General features: G+C 67.5%; 23 protein-coding genes. 15 read left to right on the top strand and 8 right to left on the bottom strand.

Annotation, left to right across the window (positions count from 1 at the left end; all coding sequences use genetic code 11):
- The first annotated feature begins 82 nt into the window (after window positions 1-82).
- The 4 genes from AZC_RS17370 (at window position 83) to AZC_RS17355 (ending at window position 3,767) form a co-directional block, all read left to right on the top strand.
- Window positions 83-895, top strand: coding sequence for a chorismate mutase (locus AZC_RS17370; protein ID WP_012171898.1), 813 nt, complete (start codon window positions 83-85; stop codon window positions 893-895).
- A gap of 40 nt (window positions 896-935) precedes the next feature.
- Entirely contained in the window at window positions 936-1,685 is a 750-nt protein-coding gene (locus AZC_RS17365) for a transaldolase family protein (RefSeq protein ID WP_012171897.1), read from the top strand.
- A gap of 325 nt (window positions 1,686-2,010) precedes the next feature.
- Window positions 2,011-3,048 (top strand): Ppx/GppA phosphatase family protein, encoded by a 1,038-nt coding sequence (locus AZC_RS17360; protein WP_043879528.1) that lies wholly within the window; start codon window positions 2,011-2,013, stop codon window positions 3,046-3,048.
- A complete protein-coding gene (locus AZC_RS17355; RefSeq protein ID WP_012171895.1) occupies window positions 3,045-3,767 on the top strand; it encodes an RlmE family RNA methyltransferase in 723 nt (240 codons plus the stop codon). Before AZC_RS17360 ends, AZC_RS17355 begins: the two co-directional genes overlap by 4 nt.
- A gap of 3 nt (window positions 3,768-3,770) precedes the next feature.
- Here the strand turns inward: AZC_RS17355 and AZC_RS17350 are convergent, their stop codons facing one another.
- Entirely contained in the window at window positions 3,771-5,222 is a 1,452-nt protein-coding gene (locus AZC_RS17350; protein WP_012171894.1) for an MFS transporter, read from the bottom strand.
- Window positions 5,223-5,479: 257 nt separating this feature from the next.
- On the opposite strand from AZC_RS17350, the gene AZC_RS17345 reads away from it, so the two are divergent.
- Window positions 5,480-6,103, top strand: a complete 624-nt coding sequence (locus AZC_RS17345; protein WP_043879527.1) for a hypothetical protein — start codon at window positions 5,480-5,482, stop codon at window positions 6,101-6,103.
- A 91-nt stretch (window positions 6,104-6,194) separates the two neighbouring features.
- On the opposite strand, the gene AZC_RS17340 is transcribed toward AZC_RS17345, so the two are convergent.
- The 3 genes from AZC_RS17340 to AZC_RS17330 all read right to left on the bottom strand — a co-directional run bounded on the left by AZC_RS17340 (window position 6,195) and on the right by AZC_RS17330 (window position 8,981).
- Window positions 6,195-6,737, bottom strand: a complete 543-nt coding sequence (locus tag AZC_RS17340; RefSeq protein ID WP_012171892.1) for a hypothetical protein — start codon at window positions 6,735-6,737, stop codon at window positions 6,195-6,197.
- Window positions 6,738-6,969: 232 nt separating this feature from the next.
- A complete protein-coding gene (locus AZC_RS17335) occupies window positions 6,970-7,212 on the bottom strand; it encodes an acyl carrier protein (protein ID WP_012171891.1) in 243 nt (80 codons plus the stop codon).
- 23 nt (window positions 7,213-7,235) lie between these two features.
- On the bottom strand, window positions 7,236-8,981 hold the full coding sequence (locus AZC_RS17330; protein WP_012171890.1) for a fatty acyl-AMP ligase: 1,746 nt from the start codon (window positions 8,979-8,981) through the stop codon (window positions 7,236-7,238).
- A gap of 259 nt (window positions 8,982-9,240) precedes the next feature.
- Here AZC_RS17330 and AZC_RS17325 point away from each other — a divergent pair, with 259 nt between their 5' ends.
- The 5 genes from AZC_RS17325 (at window position 9,241) to AZC_RS17305 (ending at window position 14,884) form a co-directional block, all read left to right on the top strand.
- Entirely contained in the window at window positions 9,241-10,983 is a 1,743-nt protein-coding gene (locus tag AZC_RS17325; RefSeq protein ID WP_043879526.1) for a WcbI family polysaccharide biosynthesis putative acetyltransferase, read from the top strand.
- A gap of 81 nt (window positions 10,984-11,064) precedes the next feature.
- Entirely contained in the window at window positions 11,065-11,682 is a 618-nt protein-coding gene (locus AZC_RS17320) for a glutathione S-transferase (protein ID WP_043879525.1), read from the top strand.
- 58 nt (window positions 11,683-11,740) lie between these two features.
- Entirely contained in the window at window positions 11,741-12,439 is a 699-nt protein-coding gene (locus AZC_RS17315; RefSeq protein ID WP_012171887.1) for a uracil-DNA glycosylase family protein, read from the top strand.
- A gap of 83 nt (window positions 12,440-12,522) precedes the next feature.
- On the top strand, window positions 12,523-13,659 hold the full coding sequence (locus tag AZC_RS17310) for an Mrp/NBP35 family ATP-binding protein (RefSeq protein WP_043879524.1): 1,137 nt from the start codon (window positions 12,523-12,525) through the stop codon (window positions 13,657-13,659).
- A 133-nt stretch (window positions 13,660-13,792) separates the two neighbouring features.
- Window positions 13,793-14,884: a TRAP transporter substrate-binding protein gene (locus tag AZC_RS17305; protein WP_012171885.1), complete on the top strand. Its 1,092-nt coding sequence runs from the start codon at window positions 13,793-13,795 to the stop codon at window positions 14,882-14,884.
- Between the two features lie 72 nt (window positions 14,885-14,956).
- On the opposite strand, the gene AZC_RS17300 is transcribed toward AZC_RS17305, so the two are convergent.
- The 4 genes from AZC_RS17300 to AZC_RS17285 all read right to left on the bottom strand — a co-directional run bounded on the left by AZC_RS17300 (window position 14,957) and on the right by AZC_RS17285 (window position 18,105).
- Complete coding sequence (locus AZC_RS17300; RefSeq protein ID WP_012171884.1) at window positions 14,957-15,523, bottom strand: hypothetical protein; 567 nt, start codon at window positions 15,521-15,523, stop codon at window positions 14,957-14,959.
- Window positions 15,524-15,559: 36 nt separating this feature from the next.
- Entirely contained in the window at window positions 15,560-15,871 is a 312-nt protein-coding gene (locus AZC_RS17295) for a hypothetical protein (protein WP_012171883.1), read from the bottom strand.
- Window positions 15,872-16,251: 380 nt separating this feature from the next.
- Complete coding sequence (locus AZC_RS17290; protein WP_012171882.1) at window positions 16,252-17,217, bottom strand: 2-hydroxyacid dehydrogenase; 966 nt, start codon at window positions 17,215-17,217, stop codon at window positions 16,252-16,254.
- A gap of 189 nt (window positions 17,218-17,406) precedes the next feature.
- Window positions 17,407-18,105 carry a substrate-binding domain-containing protein gene (locus AZC_RS17285; RefSeq protein ID WP_043879523.1) on the bottom strand — a complete coding sequence of 233 codons (699 nt, stop codon included), beginning with the start codon at window positions 18,103-18,105 and terminating at the stop codon, window positions 17,407-17,409.
- Window positions 18,106-18,285: 180 nt separating this feature from the next.
- On the opposite strand from AZC_RS17285, the gene AZC_RS17280 reads away from it, so the two are divergent.
- From AZC_RS17280 to dctA, 5 genes are all read left to right on the top strand, one after another.
- Window positions 18,286-19,203, top strand: coding sequence for a LysR family transcriptional regulator (locus tag AZC_RS17280; RefSeq protein WP_012171880.1), 918 nt, complete (start codon window positions 18,286-18,288; stop codon window positions 19,201-19,203).
- Between the two features lie 115 nt (window positions 19,204-19,318).
- On the top strand, window positions 19,319-20,140 hold the full coding sequence (locus AZC_RS17275) for an NAD(P)-dependent oxidoreductase (protein WP_012171879.1): 822 nt from the start codon (window positions 19,319-19,321) through the stop codon (window positions 20,138-20,140).
- A gap of 38 nt (window positions 20,141-20,178) precedes the next feature.
- A complete protein-coding gene (locus tag AZC_RS17270) occupies window positions 20,179-21,153 on the top strand; it encodes an amidohydrolase family protein (protein WP_043879522.1) in 975 nt (324 codons plus the stop codon).
- Window positions 21,154-21,186: 33 nt separating this feature from the next.
- Window positions 21,187-22,080 carry an amidohydrolase family protein gene (locus AZC_RS17265; RefSeq protein WP_012171877.1) on the top strand — a complete coding sequence of 298 codons (894 nt, stop codon included), beginning with the start codon at window positions 21,187-21,189 and terminating at the stop codon, window positions 22,078-22,080.
- 30 nt (window positions 22,081-22,110) lie between these two features.
- Entirely contained in the window at window positions 22,111-23,433 is a 1,323-nt protein-coding gene (gene dctA, locus AZC_RS17260) for a C4-dicarboxylate transporter DctA (RefSeq protein WP_012171876.1), read from the top strand.
- The last annotated feature ends 49 nt before the right edge of the window (window positions 23,434-23,482 follow it).

Raw genomic sequence — 23,482 nt, 5'->3', positions numbered from 1 at the left:
CACCGCCCCGGCGTTTCAGCCGGCGTGGTGAACGTCCTGTTAATCGGTTGATGCGAGGACGGTGCCCCGGTGAGGGAGAGAGATGCGAAAGCCCATCCTAGCAATGAGCGCCCTTCTGGCGCTGCTCGCCGCCGGCCCGCTGCAGGCGCAGGACGCGCCGCCGCCGCGACCGCTTGATGTGCTGCGGACCGAAATCGACCGCGTCGACGGTGAGATCCTGGCACTGCTGAATGCCCGCGCCGCCATCGTGGACGAGGTGGGCCGCGGCAAGGCGGGGGCGAATGCCGTGGTGTTCCGGCCCGGCCGGCAGGCGGCGCTCATCCGCAAACTTGCGGCCGTGCAGGGCCGGCAGAAGCCCGCCACCATCGCGCGGGTGTGGACCGCCGTCATTGCCGGCTCCATCCTCCAGCAGAAGGCGGATTTCTCCGTCGCGGTGGCCGATGCGGGCGACGGCGCGACCGAACTGTTGGCGCAGGATTATTTCGGCGCGCAGATGCCGCGCCAGCGGCTCGCCTCCGCCGATGCCGCCATCGCCGCAGTCAGCGAGCATCGCGCCGACGTGGCGGTTGTGCGCCTCGACGGTCCCTGGTGGAACCGCCTGCCGGAGGGGATGCATGTCGTCGCCGCCGTGCCCTTCGTCGCGCCTTCCGAAAAGGCGCCCGCTGCCTATATCGTGGCGCGGCAGGACATCGATCCGTCAGGAGACGACGTTACGCTGGTCCGTCTGCCGGCGGATGTGGCGCCCGATGGCGCGCAGCAGCTGGCGGCGGATGGCGGCTTCAAGCTCTGGGCCTTCGCCAAGGGCGCGCCGCTGCCGACCAATGCCGAGCCCATCGGCATCCATGCCCGCCCGCTGGTGATCGGCGGGACGGACAAGACGCCCGCGCCGAAGTAGGCTGGGCACAACGAGACGTGTCGCGTCTGGAGGAAAGAGGATGTCCGTGACCCTGGCCGATCTGAAGGTGAAGCTGTTCACCGATGGCGCCGAGAAGGCGCAGATCGTGGAGATGGCCAAGCAGCCCCATATCGCGGGCTTCACCACGAACCCGTCGCTGCTGCGCAAGGCGGGTGTCACGGATTACGAGGCCTATGCCCGCGATCTCGTCGCCGCCGTGCCGGACCGTCACATCTCCTTCGAGGTGTTCTCGGACGAACTGCCGGAAATCCGTGCGCAGGCGGCGGTGATCGCCACCTGGGGCGCGCATGTGCATGTGAAGCTGCCCATCACCAACACCAAGGGCGAATCGCTGCTCCCCATGGTGCGTGATCTGGTGCAGGACGGCGTGAAGGTGAACCTCACCGCCGTCTTCTCCGAGCGGCAGGTGGAGGAGGGCGTCGCGGCGCTCGCGGGCGGCGCGCCTTCCATCATCTCTGTCTTCGCCGGCCGGCTCGCCGATCTCGGCATCGACTACCTGCCCGCCATCACCAAGGCGGTGGCCCTCTCCCGCGCCACGCCGAACGTCGAGGTCATCTGGGCCTCCACCCGCGAGGTCTGGAACGTCATCGAGGCGGACCGGCTCGGCGTCCACATCATCACCGCTCCGGCGGACGTGCTGAAGAAGCTGCCCGCCCTCGGCAGCCGGACCGCCGACGAACTGTCGCTCGATGCCGTGAAAGCCTTTCGCACGGATGCCCTTGCGGCAGGTCTGACGCTGGACGTGACCGGGCGCGCGGCGGCGGAATGAGGCGAAAGGCCGGCATTGCTGCTACCGGCGCGGTTCAGTCCTGCGGCTTTGCCGGATTGCACGTCCCTTTTCCGGTGTTACACTCCCCTTAACTGATATCGAAGGCGGGTGAGCATGCGGCAGGTCTGCAGCTCCCTGCGAGGGGATTGAGATGAGGGACGAGACGCACCGGCCCTCACCGGACAAAGCGTGCGGAGACCGCGCGCTGTCCGTTGGCGGTGAGCCGGAAAGCGGCTGCCCCGATCTCGGGCCGTCCATCGCGGCGCGGGACGAGGTTGACTGCGGCGGCGCCGGGAGCGCCGCCCCTTGCGCGGAACCCGTGCCCATGGGCACGCGGTTCGGCTATCCCGGCAGCGACAACCTCTATGCCGCGCTGGACCTTGGCACCAACAACTGCCGTTTGCTTGTGGCCAGGCCCACGGCCCGCAACTTCCGCGTGGTCGATGCCTTCTCGCGCATCGTCCGCCTCGGCGAGGGGCTTGGCGCCAGCGGACGGCTGAGCGCGGCGGCCATGGGTCGTGCGGTGGGTGCGCTCGAGGTCTGCGCAGGCAAGATCCAGGCACGGGGCGTGAAGCGCATGCGCGTCATTGCCACCGAAGCCTGCCGTGCTGCGGCGAATGGCGATGAGTTCTGCTCGGTGGTGGAAGACCGCACCGGCCTCGTGCTGGAAGTGGTCGACCGCCGCACCGAGGCGGGCCTCGCTGCCGCCGGCTGCGCGCCCCTCGTCGATCCCAATTGCGACGGCGCCATCCTGTTCGACATCGGCGGCGGCTCCACGGAAGTGGTGTGGCTCGGCCGCCGGGCGGCGGGCGACGATGGTCCGCCGCGTGCCCGCATCCGCTCCTGGGCCTCGCTGCCGGTGGGCGTCGTGTCGCTCGCCGAGCGGCACGGCGGGGTGAAGGTGTCCTGCGATCTCTTCCACCGCATGGTGGCCGAAGTGGTGGATATGCTGGAAGGCGTGCGCCAGAGCTGGGGCCTGCGACAGCCGGGCCGGATGCATCTGCTCGGCACCTCCGGCACCGTGACCACCGTCGCCGGCATCCACCTCGGCCTCGACCGCTACGACCGCACCCGTGTGGACGGTGCCTGGCTTTATGCGGACGACATCTGCGAGGTGGTGGACCGCCTCATGGGGATGTCGTTCGAGGAGCGGGTGTCCAATCCCTGCATCGGCGCCCAGCGGGCGGACCTCGTTCTGGCCGGCTGCGCCATCATGGAGGCGGTCCGCGAGACTTTCCCCGCCGAGCGCCTGCGCGTGGCCGACCGTGGCCTGCGCGAAGGCATGCTGGTGCAGCTCATGCGCGCCGATGGTGTATGGAAGCGGCATCGCGCGCAGCCCAGCTATTCGGAGTCCTGTACTTGAGTTCCTCCCCCCGCAGTCCCGACGCACGTCCCCTCAAGGTGCGCGTGAAGTCGGCACGCACCCGCTCGTCCTCGTCCCAGAAGTGGCTCCAGCGCCAGCTCAACGATCCCTATGTGGCCCGCGCCAAGCGCGAGGGCTGGCGCTCGCGTGCCGCCTTCAAGCTGATCGAGATGGACGAAAAGCTCCACGTCCTGAAGCGGGGCATGCGCATCGTGGACCTTGGCGCCGCCCCCGGCGGCTGGAGCCAGGTGGCGGCCAAGAAGATCGGCGCGGCGGAAGGGCAGGGCAAGATCGTCGCCATCGACCTTCTGGAGATGGATGCGGTGACGGGCGTCATGTTCGCCCAGATGGACTTCCTCGATCCCACTGCCCCCGAGCGGCTGTTCGCCATGCTGGACGGCAAGGCGGACCTCGTGATGTCGGACATGGCGGCCAACACCACCGGCCACAAGAAGACCGACCATCTCAAGATCATCGCCCTCGTGGAACTGGCGGCGGATTTCGCCCGGCAGGTTCTGGCGCCGGGCGGGGCCTTCATCGCGAAGGTGTTCCAGGGCGGCACCGAGGGCACGCTGCTGGCCGACCTGAAGCGCGACTATGCGCAGGTGCGCCATCTGAAGCCGGCGGCGAGCCGTGCGGATTCGGCCGAGCTCTATCTCGTCGCGACCGGTTTTCGCGGCAGCGCCGACCGGACGGAAGACGAGACGGACGAGGCCTGAACCTTACGAGCCCGCGGTGTTCACCTCGCCGCGGGGATCGGGCAGCGTGCTCGGCTTTTCCTTGTGGCCGGAGAGTTCTGCGCCCGCATCCTTCGGCAGGTTCATGAAGCTGAAGACGGCAAGCGCGCTCACTCCTGCGACGATGAGGAAGGCGGGGGTGAAGTCGGCCAGTTGCAGTGCCGTCTCGCCCCGTGCGCTGCGCATTGCCTCCAGCACCATGCCTACCAGCGCCACACCCAGAGACAGCGACACCTGCTGCGCCACGCTGACGAAGGAGGTGGCGCGGCTCATCTCCGGCTGGGAGACGTCCGCATAGGACAAGGCGTTGATGGCGGTGAACTCCAGCGAGCGGAAGAAGCCGCCCATCAGCAGCACCGCGACGATGGCGGCATGGGGCGTTTCCGGCGTGAACAGCGCATTGGCACCGATGAAGGCCGAGGAGATCAGCGCGTTCACCACCAGCACCCGCCAGAAGCCGAAGCGCCGCAGGATCGGCCGCGCCGTCGTCTTCATCACCAGGGCACCGGCGGATGAGGCGAAGGTGAGCATGCCGGAGGCGAAGGGGGACAGGCCGAAGGTCAGTTGCAGCATCAGCGGCAGAGCGAAGGGCAGGGCGCCCACGCCGATGCGGAACAGCGAGCCGCCGACCACGCCGGCGCGGAAGGTCGGGATGCGCAGCAGCGAGAGGTCCAGCACCGCATGGGGCGTGCGCCGGGCGTGGCGGACATAGAAGCCGAGGGCCACGATGCCGATGGCGGTGACGCCCGCCGCCGCCCAATAGGGCACGAGGTGCTGGCCCAGAACGGCGAGGCCGAAGACGAGCCCGGAGAGGCCGATGCCGGAGAGCACGAGGCCGTGCAGGTCCAGAGGCGGTACGTCCTCCTCGCGCACGTTCTCGATGAAGCGCGTGGCGAGGATGATGCCGAGAATGCCGATGGGCACGTTGATGAAGAAGATGAGCCGCCAGTCGAAATAGGTGGTGATGAAGCCGCCCAGCGGCGGACCCATCACGGGGCCGAGCAGCGCCGGAATGGTCAGCCAGGCGAGCGCCGAGACGATCTCGGACTTCGGCACCGACCGCAGGATCACGAGGCGGCCCACCGGCACCATCATCGCCCCGCCCATGCCCTGGATGATGCGGTAGATCACGAAATCCAGAAGGCTGGTGGAGAGCCCGCAGAGGATCGAGCCCAGCGTGAAGATGACGATGGCCGAGCGGAACACGGTGCGCGCGCCGAATCGGTCCGCACACCAGCCCGACGCGGGAATGAAGACCGCGAGGCTCAGCAGATAGGAGGTGAGCGCCAGCTTCAGCGCCACCGGATCATCGTGCAGCGAGGCGGCAATGGCGGGCAGAGATGTCGAGATGACGGTGGAATCCACCTGCTCCATGAACAATGCGCACGCCACGATGAGCGGAACGAGGATATGGCGGGGCAGGGCAGATGCGAGCATGTGCGCTCCGGAAGGGCACGGTGCGGCGGGGAAGGCGCGTCCCTCATCTAGCCTCCTGGCCGCCGTTCCTCCAGCCCGTGGCGCAAGGTTCGGACGTTCAAAAAGACAACAGGTGCGCGCGGGGCATTCTCCGCAGCGGTCCTTACGGGGGCTTTACCACTCGGCCGCGGCTTCCGGATGGCGCCTTTAGGCGGATGGGACCGATCTTCGGGGCGTCAGGTCGAGCCTTCGGGCCGGCTGCTTTTTCCGGAGGCGAGATGCCCCTTGCCCATGATCTTTCGGTGGCCGACGTCGAAGCGCCCGTCACCGAACCTCCCCTAGAGACGGGTTCGAGAGAGGGAGGGCGATTCACCGCACAGATTGACGCGATCGGTGAGGATCGCGCTCCAGCCCTCGCTGCCCTGCCCGGTCTCGGCCGTCTGCTGACGCAGGGCGATCGGGTCGATGCCCACGACCATGTGCTCGTGCTGGGCGGCGATGCCCTGTCTCTGGCCCTGCTGATGTGGCGGGGCGGCTTCACCAATGTCGGCTGTGCCCCGCGCAATCTCGACTGCGTCGCCCACGGCATCGCCGAGGCCCTCATCGTCTCGCAGATGCCGAGGGGCGAGGAGATGGACCGCCTGCTGGCCCGTGCGCGCTTCGCACTGAAGGACGGCGGCTGGCTGCTCGCCGCGTTTGACAATGCGCGCCACATCTCGGTGCCGCATCTCTACGGCCGGCTCACCGCATCCGGCTTCGTGGCGGACGAACTGGCGTCGGACGGACGCGGCGGACTTTGGCTGGCGGCCCGCAAGCGGGCGCATCTGCGCCTCGTCCCGGCGCGCGGCATGGAACGCGCGATGGCAGGCAGCCGCGGCGGATTGGCCGCGATGGGCCGCTAGGCTTCAGACTGGAACGGGCGGGGCCGGCAATGCGTCGCCCGCAACGGACCCCTCGGAGACTGCCCCTCCGAGGGGTTTTCTGTTTCAGCTTTCAGAAGAAGCGGCGGCCGGATGCCGGGCGGTCTTCCTCCGCCGCCTCGCGGGCGAGGCGTGCGGCTTCCTCGCCGCGGCGGGCGAACTCGGCAAACGGATCGGCTTCCTCCTCGCGCGGAGCCGGGGCGCGAGGAGCGGGCTCAAAAGGGCCGGGGGCGCGCTCCTCGCGGGCCGGAACGGCGCGGGTGCTGTCGGTGAAGCGGGTGGCCTTGGCCTCGAGCCACGGCAGCGGATAGGGGGCGGCCGCAAAGGCGATGCCGTCTTCCTGCTCCCAGGCCACCATGTAGATCTGCTCGTCCGCCGGCAGGCCCGGCAGGGCGAACATCTGCGGGGCCTCGCGCACCGCACCGGTCCAGCCGATGGAATGGGCGAGCTGGAAGGCCTCGTCGAGGAACACCGTCAGGGCAGCGATGCGGTCCGCACGGGGGGTGAGGCCCATGTCGATTTCCATGAGCTGCCGCAGATAGGCCTCCACGCTGTCGCCGGGCGCCCAATGGCCTCCCGAGGCGAACTGGTAGAGATGAACGCGGGCACTTTCCATGTATTGGCTCCGTCCGGTTCCGGCCTCTCGAAAAGGCGGCAACACGAGGGGTTCAGGCAATGGCGGGTCGCAGTGTAACGGACAGTCTCCAAACAAAGCGTATCCATCGGCAGGCCATGAAAAGCCGGTGCCGGATCTGCGGAAACTGGCGAATCTTCACGCCGCGCCCCAACGCAAGGGTGGGACAAAAGCCTTCAGGACATGGGCAGGAACGTGGCAGGCGCTCGATTGTTCACGCCTTGAGGCTCGCCGCATAGGCGCTGAAGGTCTGGAGGGTCGGATAGTCTTCGGTCACCGAAGGATAAAGTTCGATGCCGAGCCATTCCTCGATTTCCAGCACGAAATGCACGGCCATGGCCGAATCAAGCCCGAGGCTGGCGAAGCTGGCGTCATCCGCGATGGCTGAGGCGTCCGTCTCCACGATGGCCGCGAGGCGCTCGCGGCAATGGCTGAGGATGTCGCTGGGGCTGGGCATGATGCGGGCTCTGTTCGAAAGTGTCAGACGGCTTCGGCCGCCGATTCCGGTGCGCGGGGATCCCACACCTCCAGCGTGCCGTCCAGCCACTGCTGGCGGGTGCGGCTGCGCTGGATCTTGCCGCTGGTGGTCTTGGGGATGGTGCCGGGGCGGATCAGCACGATCTTCGCCACGTTCACCTCGTGATTGTTGACCACCGCCGCCCGGATCGCGGCGAAGACTTCCGTCTCGTCGATGGCATGGCGCTTGGTGCGTTCCACCTCCTGCACCAGCACCACCTGCTCGGTGCCGTCCTCGCCGGTGACGCAGAACACCGCGCCATAGTCCCGGCGCAGGGTGGGGTGGGCATCCGCCACCGTGCCCTCGATGTCCTGCGGATAATGGTTCACGCCGCGGATGATGATGACGTCCTTGATGCGGCCGGCGATGAAGAGTTCGCCATCCGCATCCAGATGTCCGAGGTCGCCGGTGCGCAGGAAGGGGCCGGCGTCGGGCTCGTCCTCGATGTGCGCCCGGAAGGTCGCCTCGCTCTCCTCCGGCCGGTTCCAGTAGCCGCCGGCGACGCTCGCCCCATGCACCCAGATCTCGCCGATGGCACCGGGCTCGGCGCGGCGGCGGGTCTGCGGATCGACGATGGCGATGCTCTGGCCCGGCATGGTGAGGCCGCAGCCGACGATGGGCTGGCGGTCTTCCGCGTCCTTCGGCGGCGCGATGCGACGGTCCTTCAGCCCTTCGGCGCTCACCTCGCGCACCGTTACCCCGCTGCCGCGCGGGGCGGAACTCACGACGAGGGTCGCTTCCGCCAGCCCGTAGGTGGGATGGAGCGTGCGGGCGTTGAAGCCGTAAGGGGCGAAGGTCTCGGCAAAGCGCGCCATGGTCACGGCGCGTACCGGCTCGGCACCGTTCACCGCCAGCGTCCAGCGGCTGAGGTCCACGCCCTCCATCTGGTCGGCCCGGAAGCGGTCGACGCAGAGGTGGTAGGCAAAGTTGGGCGCGGCAGCGACTTCGGCCTCGAAGCGCGCAATGTTGCGCAGCCAGTTCAGCGGTCGGTGCATGAAGCCGGAGGGGGTCATGAGCACGCACGTCGCGCCCACATACAGCGGCTCCAGCAGGTTCAGGATCAGCCCGAGGTCGTGATAGAGCGGGATCCAGCTCACATGGGTCGAACCCGCGTGATTGCCGAAGCGCTGGCGCATCATTTCCAGATTGGCCAGCAGGTTGGCGTGGCTCACCATCACGCCCTTGGGGGTGGAGGTGGAGCCGGACGTATATTGCAGGAAGGCCAGATCCTGCCGGGCGATGGCGCGAGCGGGCAGATCGTCGGTCGCATTGTCCGCGAGCGCGACCGGCAAATGCCGGACATTGCCGTCCGCGAGGCGCTGGCGCAGCGTGCCGCGCGGGTCTTCCGCCTCGCCCGCCGGGCTGAGCGCGAGCACGGGGGCGCAATCTGCGATGATGGCGGCGCTGGAATCCTGATTTGCGTTGCGCCGGGGCGGCATGAGCGGCACCGCCACCACGCCCGCCATGAGGCAGGCGAAATAGGAGACGACGAACTCAAGCCCGGACGGGAAGACGAGCAGCGCCCGGTCGCCGGGCTGCGTCTGATCCGCAATCTGCCGCGCCAGCGTCGCGGCCTGCGCGTAGAGGCCGGCGAAGCTTAGTTCCGGCTCGATCTCCGGCTTGCCGGAAGAGAAGACGAGGGCGCGCTTGTCGGGCGTGTGCTGGGCCTGATGGCGCAGCATGTCCACCAGCGAGGAGAAGGAGCTCATGATTCGGATCTGAAACCGCCGGCCATCGGTGCCCGCGCGGCGAGAGAGGACGGGGAACGCACGGTGTCAAGCTTCCGCTGGTGCCGCGAACCGGCATCGAGAGATCCGAACGGGCACAGATGACGGCGGAACGCCGTGTCGCGCAGGAAACCCGATGCCGTTTTCAACGTATGTCCCACCGTTGCGTCATTGGTTTATCCTAGACCATTGGCGATGAGCGTATCAAACATGGCCCGGCAGGGGTGGTGGGACGGACGTGATGGTGGTTGACGACGCGGCGCGCGTGGCGCCGGATTTTTCGCAGGCGCGCGACATCCTCTCCACCATGGAAGTGCGTTTGCCAGGTCGCCGTCTCGCCGATGGCGGCGTCGCGCAGGATCTGGTCCTGCCGGTACGCCTGTTCATGTACGGCCCCTTCCTGCGGCTGCCGGAGGGGCGGTATTGCCTGAGCTTCGACGGCGATTTCTCCGCCCCCGTGCAGAAGGGCCACCCCATGCTGGGCGTGGAGGTGATCGCGCAGAACCGGATGCTGCGGGCGTGGCGGGACTTCACCCATGAGGAACTGCGCGCGGGGGACCGCTCGCTCTTTTTCGAGGTGCCCCACGCCCTCTCCATGGAGAGCGGGGCGGACGCGCCGTTCGAGTTCCGCTTCACCGGGTTCGGCACCTCGCGCTTCACCATCTCCGGCCTGACGCTGCGCACGGCCAGCGAAGCGGAAACCGCCGCCGCCCCGCCCATGCGCTGGCGCATGCTGGGGCGCCTGCGGCTCGTGCCCGCCTCCGGACCGGTCGGGCTGTCGCCCGTTTCAGTCTCCGCGCTCAAGTTCTGGCGCTCCTGGTCGCCGCTCTTCCTGCCCGCCGGACTGCACCGGCTGGAGGTAGCGGCGCGCGTCGGTGCGGTTTCGCAGCCGGACGAGCCGGCGCTGGAGATTTCCGTGCGCACCCGGGACGGCGGTGTGCTCGGGACCGAGGTGTTCAGCAGCGCGCAACTGGCGGGGGAACGGGGCAGCTTCCTGTTCGAGGTGCCGCCCGACGCCAGCCTCGATTCCGGCGTGCCGCAGAAGATCGACATCGGCATCCGCCATTTCCGCAAGGCCTCCCTGAAGCTCGACGCGCTGGACATCGTCCATCTGCCGGCGGGGACGGGGCCTGCGGCGGGCGTCTTCGCCAAGACGGTGCGCGGGGCGACCACGCGCAAGAAGATCCTCGTCTTCGGCAATTGCCAGGGCAGCTTGGTGGCGCGGGCCTTCCGGGAAAATCCTGGCTTCTCGAAGCAGTTCTCGGTGAAGCACCATTTCATGGAGCTGCCGCCCAACCTGCATGAGCAGGGCCGCCGGGACATCGAGGAATGTGACTTGCTGCTCATCCAGGACATCAAGGAATGGGAGCAGTATCCGCTGAAGGAGCACGTGCCGGCCGACCTGCCGACGCTGCGCTATCCCTGCGTGCGCTTTGCCTCGCTCTGGCCGTTCGACGCCTTCAACGGGCCGGATGACAAGTTCGCCCGCAACAAGGACTATCCCAACTTCGAGTTCACCTATTTCGACGGTTTGCTGGCCCGGCTGCGCAAGGAGATACCCGATCCCGAGGCGCGCTTTGCCGCCTATCGTGATCTCGACGTGAAGGGGGTGATCGACCCCAAGCGCCTGCATACGTTCGAGGAGAAGCGCCTGCTGGCCATGGACGAGAAGTTCCCGGCCGGCATGGGGGCCTACATTCTGGAGAATTTCCGCAGGAAGCGGGTCTTCTACACCACCGCCCATCCCAACGGTGCCATCCTCTCCATGCTGATGAAGTATCTGGCGAAGGAACTGGGGGTGCGGCAGCTCTTCTGGTTCTCCGGCCCGCTGGATTCGCTCCGCAGCCTCCAGATCCCCGTGCATCCGAAGGTGGCGGCGGCGCTCGACGTGCGCTGGGCGGGGGCGGATGCGCGCTATCTGGTGCGCGGCGAGAAGGTCACGTGGGAGGACTATTTCCGCAAGTACATCAGCTATTACGGCTGACCGTCCTGCGTCCGGCCGCGCTTGACGCCTCCTCCGCTCCCGTGGTCTCTCGGCATACAAAATACGAGGAGACGCCACGCCATGCTTCTGTACCTGTCCGCCCGCTCGCCCAATCCCCGCCGCGTGCAGTTCTTCCTTGCCGAGAAGGGCATCGAGGTGCCCGTGGAGATGGTGGACCTCGCCGCCAAGGCCCACTGGAGCGAAGACTTCCGCAAGATCAGCCCGCGCCGTACCGTTCCGGTGCTGGTTCTGGATGACGGCACGGCGGTCTCCGAGACCATCGCCATCTGCCGCTATTTCGAGGCGGTGCAGCCCGAGCCCAATCTGTTCGGCCGCGACGCGCGCGAGATTGCGGTGGTGGAGATGTGGCAGCGCCGGGCCGAGATCGAGCTGATGCAGGCGGTGCAGTTCGCCTTCCGCCATGTCCACCCGGCGCTCGCCGAGCGCGAGGTGCCACAGGTGAAGGAATGGGGCGAGGCGAACAAGACCAAGGTGCTGGACTTCCTCACCTTCCTCGATGGCGAACTGGCCACTCGCGCCTATCTCGCCGGCGACCGCTTCACGGTGGCCGACATCACCGCCATCGTCGCCATCGACTTCATGAAGGTGGCCCGCATCACCGCACCCGAGGAACTGGTGAACCTCGCCCGCTGGCGGGCCGAAGTCTCCGCCCGCCCGGCGGCGAAGGCGGGCGCCTGAGCCGGTGCCAAAGGCCGGTCCGGCCCCCATATGAGGGGCCGGACAGGAACGGGACGGCATGACGGACCAGCTTGAGCGGCCGAATCTGGAAGCGGAACTGGAGGAACGGGGCGCGGTCGATCCGCCGCTCGCTGACCTGCTTGCGGATATCCGAGCCTGCCGCAGATGTGTCGAGGCTCCGCTGGGCCGGCCGATGCCCCATGAGCCGAGGCCGGTGCTCCGCGCCTCCTCCACCGCCCGCATCCTCATCGCCAGCCAGGCGCCGGGGACGAAGGTGCACCTGACCGGCCTCACCTTCCATGATGCCTCGGGCGACCGCCTGCGGCAGTGGATGGGGGTGTCGCGGGCGGTCTTCTATGACACGGCGCAGATCGCCATCGTGCCCATGGGCTTCTGCTTTCCGGGGCAGGATGCCAATGGCGGCGACCTGCCGCCCCGGCGGGAATGCCGCGCCACATGGCATGATCGCCTGTTCGCGGCCCTGCCGGCGTTCGATCTCATCCTCGCCATCGGCCGCCCGGCGCAGCTCTATCATCTGAAGCGGCTGGGCCGGGAGGCGCAGATCGGCGACAGCCTCACGCAGACGGTGGCGAACTGGCGGCAGGTGCGGGCGGCGGCGGAACGGCCCCGCGTTTATGCGCTGCCCCATCCCTCCTGGCGCAACACGGGGTGGCTGAAGCGCAATCCCTGGTTCGAGCAGGATCTGCTTCCCGAGCTGCGCGCGGATATCGCACAGGCGCTCGCCCGGTCCGGGTGAGGGTGGGGTTTCTTCCGCGCGCGAGCGTGGCATACAGGGTTTCAAATGTGGCGCGAGGCGCCGAAGCGTTTGGGAGAGGACCAATGGCCGACATCACCGAAGATATGGTGCGCAGCGCGCTCGGCTCCGTGCGGACGCCGGAAGGGGTGGCGCTGGCCGTTTCTCCGGCGCTGTCGGGCATCGTGGTCACCAGCGGCAAGGTCTATCTGTCCGTCACCGTGGATGCGGCGCAGGCCCGCGCCTGGGAAAGCGTGCGCGCCGAGGCGGAAGACGCGGTGCGCACCATTCCGGGTGTCGCCTCGGCACTGGTGGCGCTCACCGCCGAACGCAAGGCGGGCGCCCGCCCGGCCGCCCCCCCGCCGCCGGCCGTTGGCGGCCATGGCCACAGCCACGGACCGGCGAAGGGCGGTGCCATCGAGGTGCCCGGCGTTGCCTCCATCATCGCGGTCGCCTCGGGCAAGGGGGGCGTCGGCAAGTCCACCGTGTCCATCAATCTGGCGCTGGCGCTGCGCGATCTCGGCCTCAAGGTCGGCCTGCTGGATGCGGACATTTACGGCCCCTCCGTGCCGCGCCTCGCCGGCGTGCACGGCAAGCCGGAGGTGGAGGATGGGCGCATGATGCTGCCCATGGACAATTTCGGCCTCCAGCTCATGTCCATCGGCTTCATGGTGGAGGAAGACACCCCCATGATCTGGCGCGGGCCGATGGTCATGTCGGCCATCTCGCAGATGCTGCGCGAGGTGAAGTGGGGCCCGCTCGACGTGCTGGTGGTGGATATGCCGCCCGGCACGGGCGATGCCCAGCTGACCATGGCCCAGCAGGTCGGCCTTGCCGGTGCGGTCATCGTCTCGACCCCGCAGGATCTGGCGCTCATCGACGCCCGGCGCGGCATCGCCATGTTCAAGCGCGTGAATGTGCCGATCCTCGGCATCGTCGAGAACATGGCCACCTTCATCTGTCCGCACTGCGGCGGCAGGTCCGACATCTTCGGCCATGGCGGCGCGCGGGCGGAAGCCGAGAAGCTCGGCGTGCCCTTCCTCGGCGAGATCCCGCTGCACATGCGCATCCGCGAGATGTCTGACGCCGGCGTGCCGATCCTCGTGTCCGATCCCGACAGTCCGCAGGCGGAAGGTTATCGCGCCATCGCGCAGCAGGTGCGCTCGGCCATCAGCCGCAGCGGCGCCTCCGCCCGCCCGGCCCCGCGCATCGTCATCGAGTGAGGCGCGGGCGGGGCTTTCAAAAGACCCATTTCGCAGACCGGGAAAAGCCATTAGAAGAAAGTCGAGGATGACCTCGGGTCAGGGAGCCTTTAGTTCTCTGACACGCAATAAAATGTCCAGGGAGCCGCCATCCATGAAACGTCGTGATTTTCTTGCTTCCGCAGGTGCCGGTGTCGCGGCTTCTGCCGCTGTGGCCATGCCGGCGATCGCGCAGTCCGCGCCCGAGGTGAAGTGGCGCTGCACGTCGTCCTTCCCGAAGTCGCTGGACACCATCTATGGCGCCGCCGAGCTGATGTCCAAGACGGTCGCGGAAGCGACCGACGGCAAGTTCCAGATCCAGGTGTTCGCGGCCGGCGAAATCGTGCCCGGCCTGCAGGCCCTCGACGCGACGCAGAACAAGACCGTCGAGATGTGCCACACGGCGTCCTATTACTATGTGGGCAAGGATCCGACTTTCGCCTTCGGCTCGGCGTTCCCGTTCGGCCTCAATGCACGCCAGATCAATGCGTGGTTCTACCACGGCGGCGGCCTTGAGCTGCTGAACGAGTTCTACAAGAAGTACGGCGTCTACATGCTGCCCGGCGGCAACACCGGCGGCCAGATGGGCGGCTGGTTCCGCAAGGAGATCAAGACCACCCAGGATCTCCAGGGCCTGAAGATGCGAATCGCGGGGATCGCCGGCCAGATCCTGGCCAAGCTCGGCGTGGTCCCGCAGCAGCTCGCCGGCGGCGACATCTATCCGGCGCTCGAAAAGGGCACCATCGATGCGGCCGAGTGGGTCGGCCCCTATGACGACGAGAAGCTCGGCCTCCAGAAGGTGGCGCAGTATTATTATTATCCCGGCTGGTGGGAAGGCTGCGCCTCGCTGACCTTCTTCTACAACCAGGAAAAGTGGAACGAGCTGCCCAAGAACTACCAGGCCATCCTGCGTTCGGCGGCCGCTCAGGCCAATGGCGACATGCTGGCCAATTACGACACCAAGAACCCCGCCGCCGTGCAGCGGCTGGTGAAGGCGGGTGCCCAGCTGCGCCGCTTCCCCAATGAGATGATGGATGCCAGCTACAAGGCGGCCCAGGAACTCTATGAGGAAATCGGCGCCAAGAACCCGGACTTCAAGAAGGTGCACGATCACGCCAAGGCGTTCCGCAACGAGGAATACCTGTGGTGGCAGATCGTTGAATACACCTACGACGACTACATGGTGCGCGCCCGCACCCGCGGCTGAGCAATTCCCGCCTCGGGCGGGGTAAAGCAGACCACAGACGGCCCGGATGGTGACATCCGGGCCGTTTGCATTTCACATGGGCGTTGGAACTCGCGGTGGTGGGTTGTCCGGAAGACGGGCGGGGCCTCCCCCGCGTGTCTGTGCGGCCTCCGCCCGTGCCTTGTCCCGGAGCGCCAGGAGATCGGCCCGGCCCTGACGCGCGGCCTCGGCCGGCAGGGCGGGATCGGGATTGGCATCGTCCCACGCTAGCACCCTGTCGATGGTGGCGATGAGGCGGGAGGCGTCGCTCTGCCCGTACTCGCGGACCGCTTGCCCGAGCGTGTCCATCTGGCCGGACAGTTGCGGTGACAGGGCGAGGACCTGCGGATGATGGGCAGCCTGCGCCGCATGCACACGCAGTTCGCCAGCATAGAACCAGAACATGGCGTCGTCCTTGCGGCCAAGCCCCCAGAGGCGCGCGGCGCGGCGGATCAGGGTCGCGCCGCCCTGCAGGGCGGGATCGGCCTCCTCGGCGGCGACAGCTGCCCCCTGCGCATGGGCGATGGCGGGAAGTGTCACGCCGAGCAGCAGCGCAATCAGCAGGGCACGGGCCGGCGCGGCGGCAGCCCGCCGCGCGCCTTCAGGGAAAACAGAACGCACGAAACACTCCGTTGTGGCGTCGCTGCCGTTGGGGCGTCACATCAGACGCGCGATCATCACGCCTACCGCCCCCAGCAGAAGGATGCAGATGGTCAACAGGATCAGCAGGGCCCGCCGGCGCGCGGCGGAGAGCGGCGGCGTGCGGGCCGTCGCAGGCAGGCGGCGGATGCGTCGAGAGCCAATGAAGCCCATCACCACCGCGCCGCCGATCATGGCGCCTGCGACCTGCCAGATGATCTGGGTGCGGTTGAGTGGCACCTCGCCCCGCACAAGGAAGGTGCCGAGCACGAGGCCGAAAAGCGCCCCCATCAGGATGAAGCGCAGCAGCACGGCGGAACGTTGCGTCATGGCCTCACCCGGAGCGCCGTCCGATCAGAGGGAGAACCCGGCCCGAGACGCCGTGTCCTTCGGGTCACATCCGCGCCGAGCGCGGCAGCGGGACAGCTTGAATTGCAGGGCAACCAAACAGGACTCGAGCCAGTGTGTTCCCGGCGGGCAGAGATGACGCCTGTTCTCTATCAATCCCGCCGGATCGTATCAATGATTTCAAAGAAGAAAATAATGGGGTGGATGGTATCGAGCTACGAATATCAAGATATATTTTGAATATTGCTTGCGGTTTATTTTTTTGAGATCGTTCGTCGAGTGCGTAGCGGCAAATGGAAGGTGTGGGGCATGCCCAGTCGCGGTGCGTTGTTGCGAAAGGGGACCTTTGCCCGCAGGCCGGCTCAGTAGCCAGCCACCGGATCGTAGAGCGCGTCCATCGGCTCACCGGCCTCGAAGCGGCGGATCTGCTCGGCGTAGAAAGCGGCACGCGCCCGGCGCGAGGCGATGGAGCCGATGTGCGGGGTGACGATGACCTTGGGATGAGTCCAGGCGGGATTGTCCGCCAGCAACGGCTCCTCCTCGAACACGTCGAGCACGGCGCCGCTCAGTTGTCCACTGTCGAGGGCCGAGAGCACGTCCTCCAGCACCATGTGGGTGCCGCGGCCGGCATTGATGAGGCCGGCACCGGCGGGCAGCTTGGCCAGCAGGTCCGCATTGATGAGGCCGGTGGTCTCCGGCGTGTTGGGCAGCAGGCAGACGAGGATGTCCGTCTCCTTCAGGAAGGCGTCGAGCCCCTCCCGTCCGGCATGGCAGGTGATGCCCTCGATGGCCTTCTGGCTGCGCGACCAGCCGGAGACGCCGAAGCCGACGGACCGGAGCATGCGGGCCGAGGCCGCGCCCATGGAGCCGAGGCCGAGGATGCCCACCCGCATGTCCCACGCGCAGCGGTCCACCTCGAAATTGTCCCACACGCGCTGGTGTTGGCCGGTGATGGCGCGCTTGAGATCGCGCATCAGGGCGAGCGTGGACATGACGATGAATTCCGCCATGCGCTGGGAGGCTTCCGGTGTCACCGCCCGCACGATCGGCAGGTGGCGCGGCCAGGACGGATCGCTCGTGATGTGGTCCGTGCCGGCGGCACTGGACAGGATGAGGCGCAGGTTGGGGTAGGCGGCGAGCCGCCCCGGCTCCGGCTGCCAGACGATCACATAATCCACGTCCTCCGGCGCCACCTGTGGATCATCCCACCAGCGCACCTCGAGGTGCGGCGCAAGTTCGGCGAAGCAGGCTTGCCAATCCGGGATGGCGGCCTCGCCTCCGGACTTCACCGCGATGATCCTGCGTGCCGGGGCGTGGCTGCCGTGCATGGTCGTTGTGTCTCCGAGGGTGCGATCAGCACCCGATCATCTCGTTCCTGCGGCAGGAGTCCCGGGTACCCGGTACTCCTGCCGCTCCGGTCGCGCTTTCCTCCGTTCTCATGCTGGCGCACGAGGTTTCAAGCTTTTTCTCAGGGCAGACCCCGGAGCGACTTTGCGCGCGGGCAGGATGGGGCGGCCTCAGGCCTGAGGGATGGGTTGCATGCCGCTGCGGCGCACCGCCTCCTGGGCTTCATCGCTGGTGAGGAAGGCGAGGAAGCGTGCCGCAGCCTCGGGGGCCTGTGAGTGGATGCCGGTGGCGGCGGCGAAGATGGTCACGAGTTCGATGTCCGGCGGGAGAGGGCCGAGGATCTCGATGCCCGGCTGGCCGAGCAGTTCGCTGAGCTGCTGAAGGCCGAGGTCCGCCTCGCCCTGCGCGAGCAATGTCGCCACGGGCACGCCGGGCGGGGCTTGCAGCCCACGCACCGCCATCTCCGGTGTGATGCCCCAGCGCTCCCAGAGCGCCTTCACATGATCGCCGCTCGGTCCGGTGGAATAGGCGAAGCGCTTGGCCTTGAGCATCGCCGCGCGCACGGCCTCGGCCGTGTCGATGGGCGGGTGCGGCGCGCCGGCCGGCACGGCCAGAGCGACGTCCGATCGCGCATAGTCCACGCGGGCACCGGGGACGAGATGGCCTTCCTGCGCCAGCTTGTCGAGAGCGGGAGCGGCGAGGGCGGCGAGATCCACCGGCAGCCCCTCCCGCAGGCGCCGTGCCGCCTCGACCCCGCCCATGGCGGTGAAGGCGATCTTGATGCCTGTCTGTGTCTCGAAGAGCCGGCCGAGCTCTTCGAGAATGTGGCGCGCGGCCATGGAGGTGACGCCGGACAGCTGAATTGTCATGGTAGGGGCTTTCCGCAAGCGATACGCGGGGGCGCTGCCGATCCCGGTGCGCCCGCGGCGACAGGTTAAACACGTGATCATCCCGCGGGAAAGAGGGCGTGCCCTGTCGCGTGTCGGCCCCAAGGGGCAACTGAGCGGCCGGGCGCGCAAGGCTCGTCCGCTGCGAAACAAGAGGGCATCGTGCGCATCGATTTCCTGGGCCTGCAGGCCTTCATCGCCATCGCGGAGCGCGGCTCCTTCCTGCGTGCGGCGGCCCATCTCAACCTTTCGCAGACGGCGCTGTCCCACCGCATGAAGAAGCTGGAGGACGACCTTGGCGTGCGCCTTCTCATCCGCTCCACCCGCGTGGTGACGCTGACACCCGATGGCGAGGCGCTGTTGCCCAAAGCCAAGCAGGCGCTGGCGGGGCTGGCGGCGGAAGTGGAGGCGCTGCGCGAGAAGGCGCTGGGGCAGGAGACGCGGGTGGCGCTCGGCTGCCTGCCCACCATCGCCACGAGTCATCTGCCTCACGTGCTCCTCGATTTCGAGGCGGCCCATCCGGGCGTGGCGGTGAAGATCTATGACAATTCGGCCTCCGAGATCGCGGGGCTCGTGCGGTCCGGGGCGGCGGCCTTCGGCATCGGCATCGTGACGGCGGCCATGTGGGACCTCGAGATGACGCCGCTGCGGAAGGAACCTTTCCTGCTGCTGTGCCCGCAGAGCCATGCCTTCGCCGACAAGCGCGCCGTTTCCTGGGGCGAGCTGGAGGGCGTGCCGCTCATCCGCATCAGCCCGCAGGCGGGCAACCGCGCGCTCATCGATGACGCGCTGGGCAGCCGTCGCGAGGCGCTGAACTGGCGCTATGAGGTGCAGCATGTCCAGACGGCAGTGAGCATGGTGCAGGCGGGCATCGGCCTCACCATCGTCCCCAAGTTTGCCATGGAGCGCTCCGCCATCCCGGGCCTGCGGCTTGTGACGTTGCGTAATCCGTCGATCACCCGCACGCTGGTGGTCTTCACAAAGCGCGGCGTGCCGCTTTCACCCGTGGCGCGCGATCTGCTCGAGCTTGTACGCGCGCGGATTGCAGGGCGCCGCAGTGCGCCGGTTGCCGCACCATAGAAGATGCAGAAAATTCACGAATAGCCGAAAACTTGTCATTTGCTTCATCCTCCTGTTCTGGCGAAGGTCGCTGCCAAGAGCGCGATCACGCGTCACTGCGGGAGAGGACGGAAGGATGGGGCCGCGTCTGGCAATCATCGGATATGGCGAAGTCGGCACCCTGTTCGCCGGCGATCTTCTGGCGAAGGGCGTGCCGGCCATATCGGTTTATGACATCAAGTTCGGTCAGCCGGACCGCGCTGCGCCTCTCCTGGAGCGTGCCCGCGCGGCCGGCGCCCGTGCCGCGGCCAGCGCGGCCGAGGCGGCGGAAGGGGCCGACATCGTCATTTCCGCCGTCACGGCGGATCAGGCCCTCGCGGTGGCGCAGGAGGCGAGCGGCTATCTGAAGCCGGGCCAGATCCTCTTCGACATCAATTCCGCCGCCCCCCACACCAAGGTTGCCGCCGGCAAGGCGGTGGAAGGCGCCGGCGCCGATTATGTGGAAGGTGCCGTGATGGCGCCGGTTTCCGCGCCCCGCCTGGCCGTACCGATCCTCGGCGGCGGTGCGCGGGCGCAGGCTGTGGCCGATGCGCTGGTGCCGTTCGGCATGAATATCCGGCCGGTGTCTCTCACCCACGGGCGCGCCTCGGCCATGAAGCTGTGCCGCTCCATCATGGTGAAGGGCATCGAGGCGCTGATTGTCGATTGTGCCCGCGCGGCGCGGGCCTTCGATGTGGCGGACGAGGTGTTCGGCTCCCTCGACGCCAGCTTCCCCGGCATGGATTTCGCCAAGCTCGCCGACACCATGGCCGAGCGTGTGGCCACCCACGGCATCAGGCGGGCGGCCGAGATGCGGGAGGCTGCCGACATGGTGGCCGACCTCGGCTTCGCGCCGGACCTCGTGCGTGCGGTGGCGGAGGCCCAGCAGCGCGGGGCCAAGGCGAAGCCCGCCCATTGATCATAAGACCAGTAAAAACGGGCGTTCAGGAGGAAACCATGAACCGCGTGTCCCGCAGGGCCTGCCTTGCCACGCTGGGTGGCGCCGCTGCCGCCGCAAGCCTGCCGTCGTTCGCGCGCGCGCAGAACCGGACGGGTGCCGATGCGCCGACCATTCTCCCGCCGGATCCGAATACGAAGACACCGGCCTACAAGGCGCCGGCCGGCGCGGTGGATGCCCACACCCACATCTTTGGCCCAGGCTCGAAATATCCCTATGCGGCGAGCCGCAGCTACACGCCGCCGGACGCGCCTCTGGAGATGTTCGAGGCGCTGCACGCCAAGATCGGTATCGAGCGCGCGGTGCTCGTCAACGCCACGGTTCACGGTCTCGACAACCGGGTCATCACCGATGCCATCGCCCAGAGCAACGGGCGCTACAAGGGCATCGCCAATGTGGACGATACCATCACCGACAAGGAGCTTCAGGCCCTGACGGACGCGGGCATGAAGGGCTGCCGCTTCACCTTCCTCGGCCGCCTTGGCGGGCGGCCGGACATGACGAAATTCCACAGGATCGTCGACAGGATCAAGGCTTACGGCTGGCACGTGGACCTCTATCTCGAACCCGAGATCATCGAGGAGTTCGTGCCGATCCTGCGCGCGCTGCCACTGCCCTATGTCATCGACCACATGGGAACGGTGAAGGCCTCGGGCGGGCTGGAGCAGAAGCCCTTCGTGGCACTCGTCGAGCTCATGCGGACGGACGAAAAGGGTTGGATCAAGATCACCGGTCCCGAGCGCCTGTCTGTGGCCGGCTCGCCCTTCCATGATGCGGTGCCCTTTGCACAGGCGCTCATCGCCGCGGCGCCCGACCGGTGCCTCTGGGGCACGGACTGGCCCCACCCGAACGTGAAGGTGATGCCGAACGACGGCGTGCTCGTCGATCTCATTCCGCTCTATGCCCCGGACGTGGCCCAGCAGCACCGGCTGCTCGTGGACAATCCGGTGCGGCTGTTCGGGTTTTCCTCCTGATCATCACCCAGTCAACCACCCGCTAGGCGCGTCATGACCCTCCAGACCGGTCCCATCAAGTCCATCCCCGGCCCCGATTCGAATACGCGGACGCCGGCTTTCAAGCTGCCGCCCCTCTCCTGCGACACCCACTGCCACATCTTCGGGCCGGGCGACGTCTATCCCTACGACCCCAAGCGCTCCTATACCCCGCCGGATGCGCCGCTGCCTGCCTTCAAGGCCCTCCATGCCAAGCTCGGCGTGGAGCGGGCAGTCATCGTCAATGCCAGCGTCCACGGCACCGACAACCGCGTCGCGCTCGACGCCATCGCCCAGAGCAACGGGCGCTACCGGGCGGTCGCCAATATCGACGGCACCATCGACGAGAAGGGCATCGAGGAACTGCACGAGGGCGGCTTCCGTGGCTGCCGCTTCAATTTCGTGCGCCACCTCGGCGGCGTGCCGGACATGAAGGTGTTCGACCGCATCGTGGCCATGGTCACCCCCTTCGGCTGGCATATCGACCTGCATTTCGACGCGATCGACCTGCCGCAATATGCCGACATGCTTTCCCGCCTGCCGGTTCCCTACACCATCGATCACATGGGCCGGGTGCAGGCGAACGAGGGCCTCGACCAGTTGCCCTTCCGCACCCTCATCGACCTCATGGAGCGCGACGAGAAGTGCTGGGTGAAGATCTGTGGCGCCGAGCGCGTGTCGACCGCCGGTCCCCCCTTCCATGATGCGGTGCCGTTCGCGCGCAAGATCCTCGAGACCGCACCGGACCGCGTGATCTGGGGCACCGACTGGCCGCATCCCAACGTGAAGGTGATGCCCAACGACGGCGACCTCGTGGACCTCATCCCGCTCTTCGCCCCCGAGCCGGAGCTCCAGCACAAGGTGCTGGTGGAGAACCCGGCCCGCCTCTTCGATTTCAACGACGCCTGAGCCAACAGGCGCTGACCGGGAGACGCCCCAATGTCCGTCACGCATGCCGCAACGCCGGTCAAGGCACCGGCCAAGACCCGGCCGTGGTATGCCCAACTCTGGGTGCAGGTGATCGCCGCCATGATCATCGGCATCCTCGTGGGGCATTTCTACCCGCAGTTCGGCACCAAGATGCAGCCGCTGGGAGATGCCTTCATCAAGGCCATCCGCATGCTCATCGCGCCCATCATCTTCTGTACGGTGGTGCACGGCATCGCGAAGATGGCGGACATGGCCCGGGTCGGCCGCGTTGCGATCAAGTCGCTGATCTATTTCGAGATCATCACCACCATCGCGCTCATCATCGGGCTGGTGATGGTCAATCTGTGGAAGCCCGGCGTCGGCATGAACGTGGACCTGTCCACGGTCGATACCACCTCCATCAAGGGCTATCTCGCCCAGACGGAGAAGACCGACACGATCTCCTTCCTCATGAGCATCATCCCCAACACCTTCCTCGGCGCCTTTGCCGAGGGGCACGTCCTGCAGGTGCTGTTCCTCTCGGTGCTGTGCGGCTTCGGCCTCACCTGGATCGGCCCGCGCGGCAAGATGGTGATCGATCTCACCGAGACGGTGTCGCAGATGCTGTTCCAGGTGGTGGGCATCGTCATGTGGGCGGCACCGCTCGGCGCGTTCGGGGCCATCGCCTTCACGGTGGGCAAGTTCGGCGCCACCTCGCTGCTGTCGCTCGGCAACCTCCTCATCTGCTTCTACGTCACCTGCCTCATCTTCGTCGTGGTGGTGCTGGGCGCAGTCTCGCGGCTCTGCGGCTTCAGCCTCTTCAAGCTGCTGCGCTACATCCGCGAGGAGATGCTCATCGTCTTCGCCACCACCTCGTCGGAGACGGTGCTGCCGCGCATGCTGGTGAAGATGGAGAAGGCCGGCTGCGATGAAAGCGTCGTCGGTCTCGTCATCCCCACCGGCTATTCGTTCAATCTCGACGGCACCTGCCTCTATCTCGCGACGGCGGCCGTGTTCCTGGCGCAGGCCACCAACACGCCTCTCGATATCAGCCACCAGATCGGCCTGCTTCTGATCCTGCTGCTCACCTCCAAGGGCGCCGCAGGCATTGCGGGTGCGGCCTTCGTGGTACTGGCGGCGACGCTTGCCTCCTCCGGCACCATTCCGGTGGCGAGTGTCGCGCTCATCCTCGGCATCCACCGGCTCATGTCGGAAGGGCTCACACCCACCAACCTCATCGGCAATGCGGTGGCGACCATCGCCATCGCCAAGTGGGAGAACGCGCTCGACGAGGACCGGCTGCGCCGCGTGCTCGATGGCGAGGACGTCGAGGCGGCCTCTCCCGCGCGCTGATGCCCGCCGTCCTGCCGGGCGCTCTGTCCGGCCCAGCAGGACGTCCGGC

The sequence above is a fragment of the Azorhizobium caulinodans ORS 571 genome, from assembly GCF_000010525.1.
Taxonomy (GTDB): domain Bacteria; phylum Pseudomonadota; class Alphaproteobacteria; order Rhizobiales; family Xanthobacteraceae; genus Azorhizobium; species Azorhizobium caulinodans.
This window is presented reverse-complemented; position numbering and strand designations above follow the sequence as displayed.

What these genes read in the sequence shown, in the direction of transcription:
- AZC_RS17310 (WP_043879524.1), top strand. Translation starts at nt 12,523, where the DNA reads ATGGCCGACATCACCGAAGATATGGTGCGCAGCGCGCTCGGCTCCGTG.
- AZC_RS17285 (WP_043879523.1), bottom strand. Translation starts at nt 18,105, where the DNA reads ATGACAATTCAGCTGTCCGGCGTCACCTCCATGGCCGCGCGCCACATT.
- AZC_RS17345 (WP_043879527.1), top strand. Translation starts at nt 5,480, where the DNA reads ATGCCCCTTGCCCATGATCTTTCGGTGGCCGACGTCGAAGCGCCCGTC.
- AZC_RS17350 (WP_012171894.1), bottom strand. Translation starts at nt 5,222, where the DNA reads ATGCTCGCATCTGCCCTGCCCCGCCATATCCTCGTTCCGCTCATCGTG.
- AZC_RS17265 (WP_012171877.1), top strand. Translation starts at nt 21,187, where the DNA reads ATGACCCTCCAGACCGGTCCCATCAAGTCCATCCCCGGCCCCGATTCG.
- AZC_RS17290 (WP_012171882.1), bottom strand. Translation starts at nt 17,217, where the DNA reads ATGCACGGCAGCCACGCCCCGGCACGCAGGATCATCGCGGTGAAGTCC.
- AZC_RS17325 (WP_043879526.1), top strand. Translation starts at nt 9,241, where the DNA reads ATGGTGGTTGACGACGCGGCGCGCGTGGCGCCGGATTTTTCGCAGGCG.
- AZC_RS17370 (WP_012171898.1), top strand. Translation starts at nt 83, where the DNA reads ATGCGAAAGCCCATCCTAGCAATGAGCGCCCTTCTGGCGCTGCTCGCC.
- AZC_RS17365 (WP_012171897.1), top strand. Translation starts at nt 936, where the DNA reads ATGTCCGTGACCCTGGCCGATCTGAAGGTGAAGCTGTTCACCGATGGC.
- AZC_RS17330 (WP_012171890.1), bottom strand. Translation starts at nt 8,981, where the DNA reads ATGAGCTCCTTCTCCTCGCTGGTGGACATGCTGCGCCATCAGGCCCAG.
- AZC_RS17305 (WP_012171885.1), top strand. Translation starts at nt 13,793, where the DNA reads ATGAAACGTCGTGATTTTCTTGCTTCCGCAGGTGCCGGTGTCGCGGCT.
- dctA (WP_012171876.1), top strand. Translation starts at nt 22,111, where the DNA reads ATGTCCGTCACGCATGCCGCAACGCCGGTCAAGGCACCGGCCAAGACC.
- AZC_RS17270 (WP_043879522.1), top strand. Translation starts at nt 20,179, where the DNA reads ATGAACCGCGTGTCCCGCAGGGCCTGCCTTGCCACGCTGGGTGGCGCC.
- AZC_RS17360 (WP_043879528.1), top strand. Translation starts at nt 2,011, where the DNA reads ATGGGCACGCGGTTCGGCTATCCCGGCAGCGACAACCTCTATGCCGCG.
- AZC_RS17340 (WP_012171892.1), bottom strand. Translation starts at nt 6,737, where the DNA reads ATGGAAAGTGCCCGCGTTCATCTCTACCAGTTCGCCTCGGGAGGCCAT.
- AZC_RS17295 (WP_012171883.1), bottom strand. Translation starts at nt 15,871, where the DNA reads ATGACGCAACGTTCCGCCGTGCTGCTGCGCTTCATCCTGATGGGGGCG.
- AZC_RS17275 (WP_012171879.1), top strand. Translation starts at nt 19,319, where the DNA reads ATGGGGCCGCGTCTGGCAATCATCGGATATGGCGAAGTCGGCACCCTG.
- AZC_RS17315 (WP_012171887.1), top strand. Translation starts at nt 11,741, where the DNA reads ATGACGGACCAGCTTGAGCGGCCGAATCTGGAAGCGGAACTGGAGGAA.
- AZC_RS17335 (WP_012171891.1), bottom strand. Translation starts at nt 7,212, where the DNA reads ATGCCCAGCCCCAGCGACATCCTCAGCCATTGCCGCGAGCGCCTCGCG.
- AZC_RS17320 (WP_043879525.1), top strand. Translation starts at nt 11,065, where the DNA reads ATGCTTCTGTACCTGTCCGCCCGCTCGCCCAATCCCCGCCGCGTGCAG.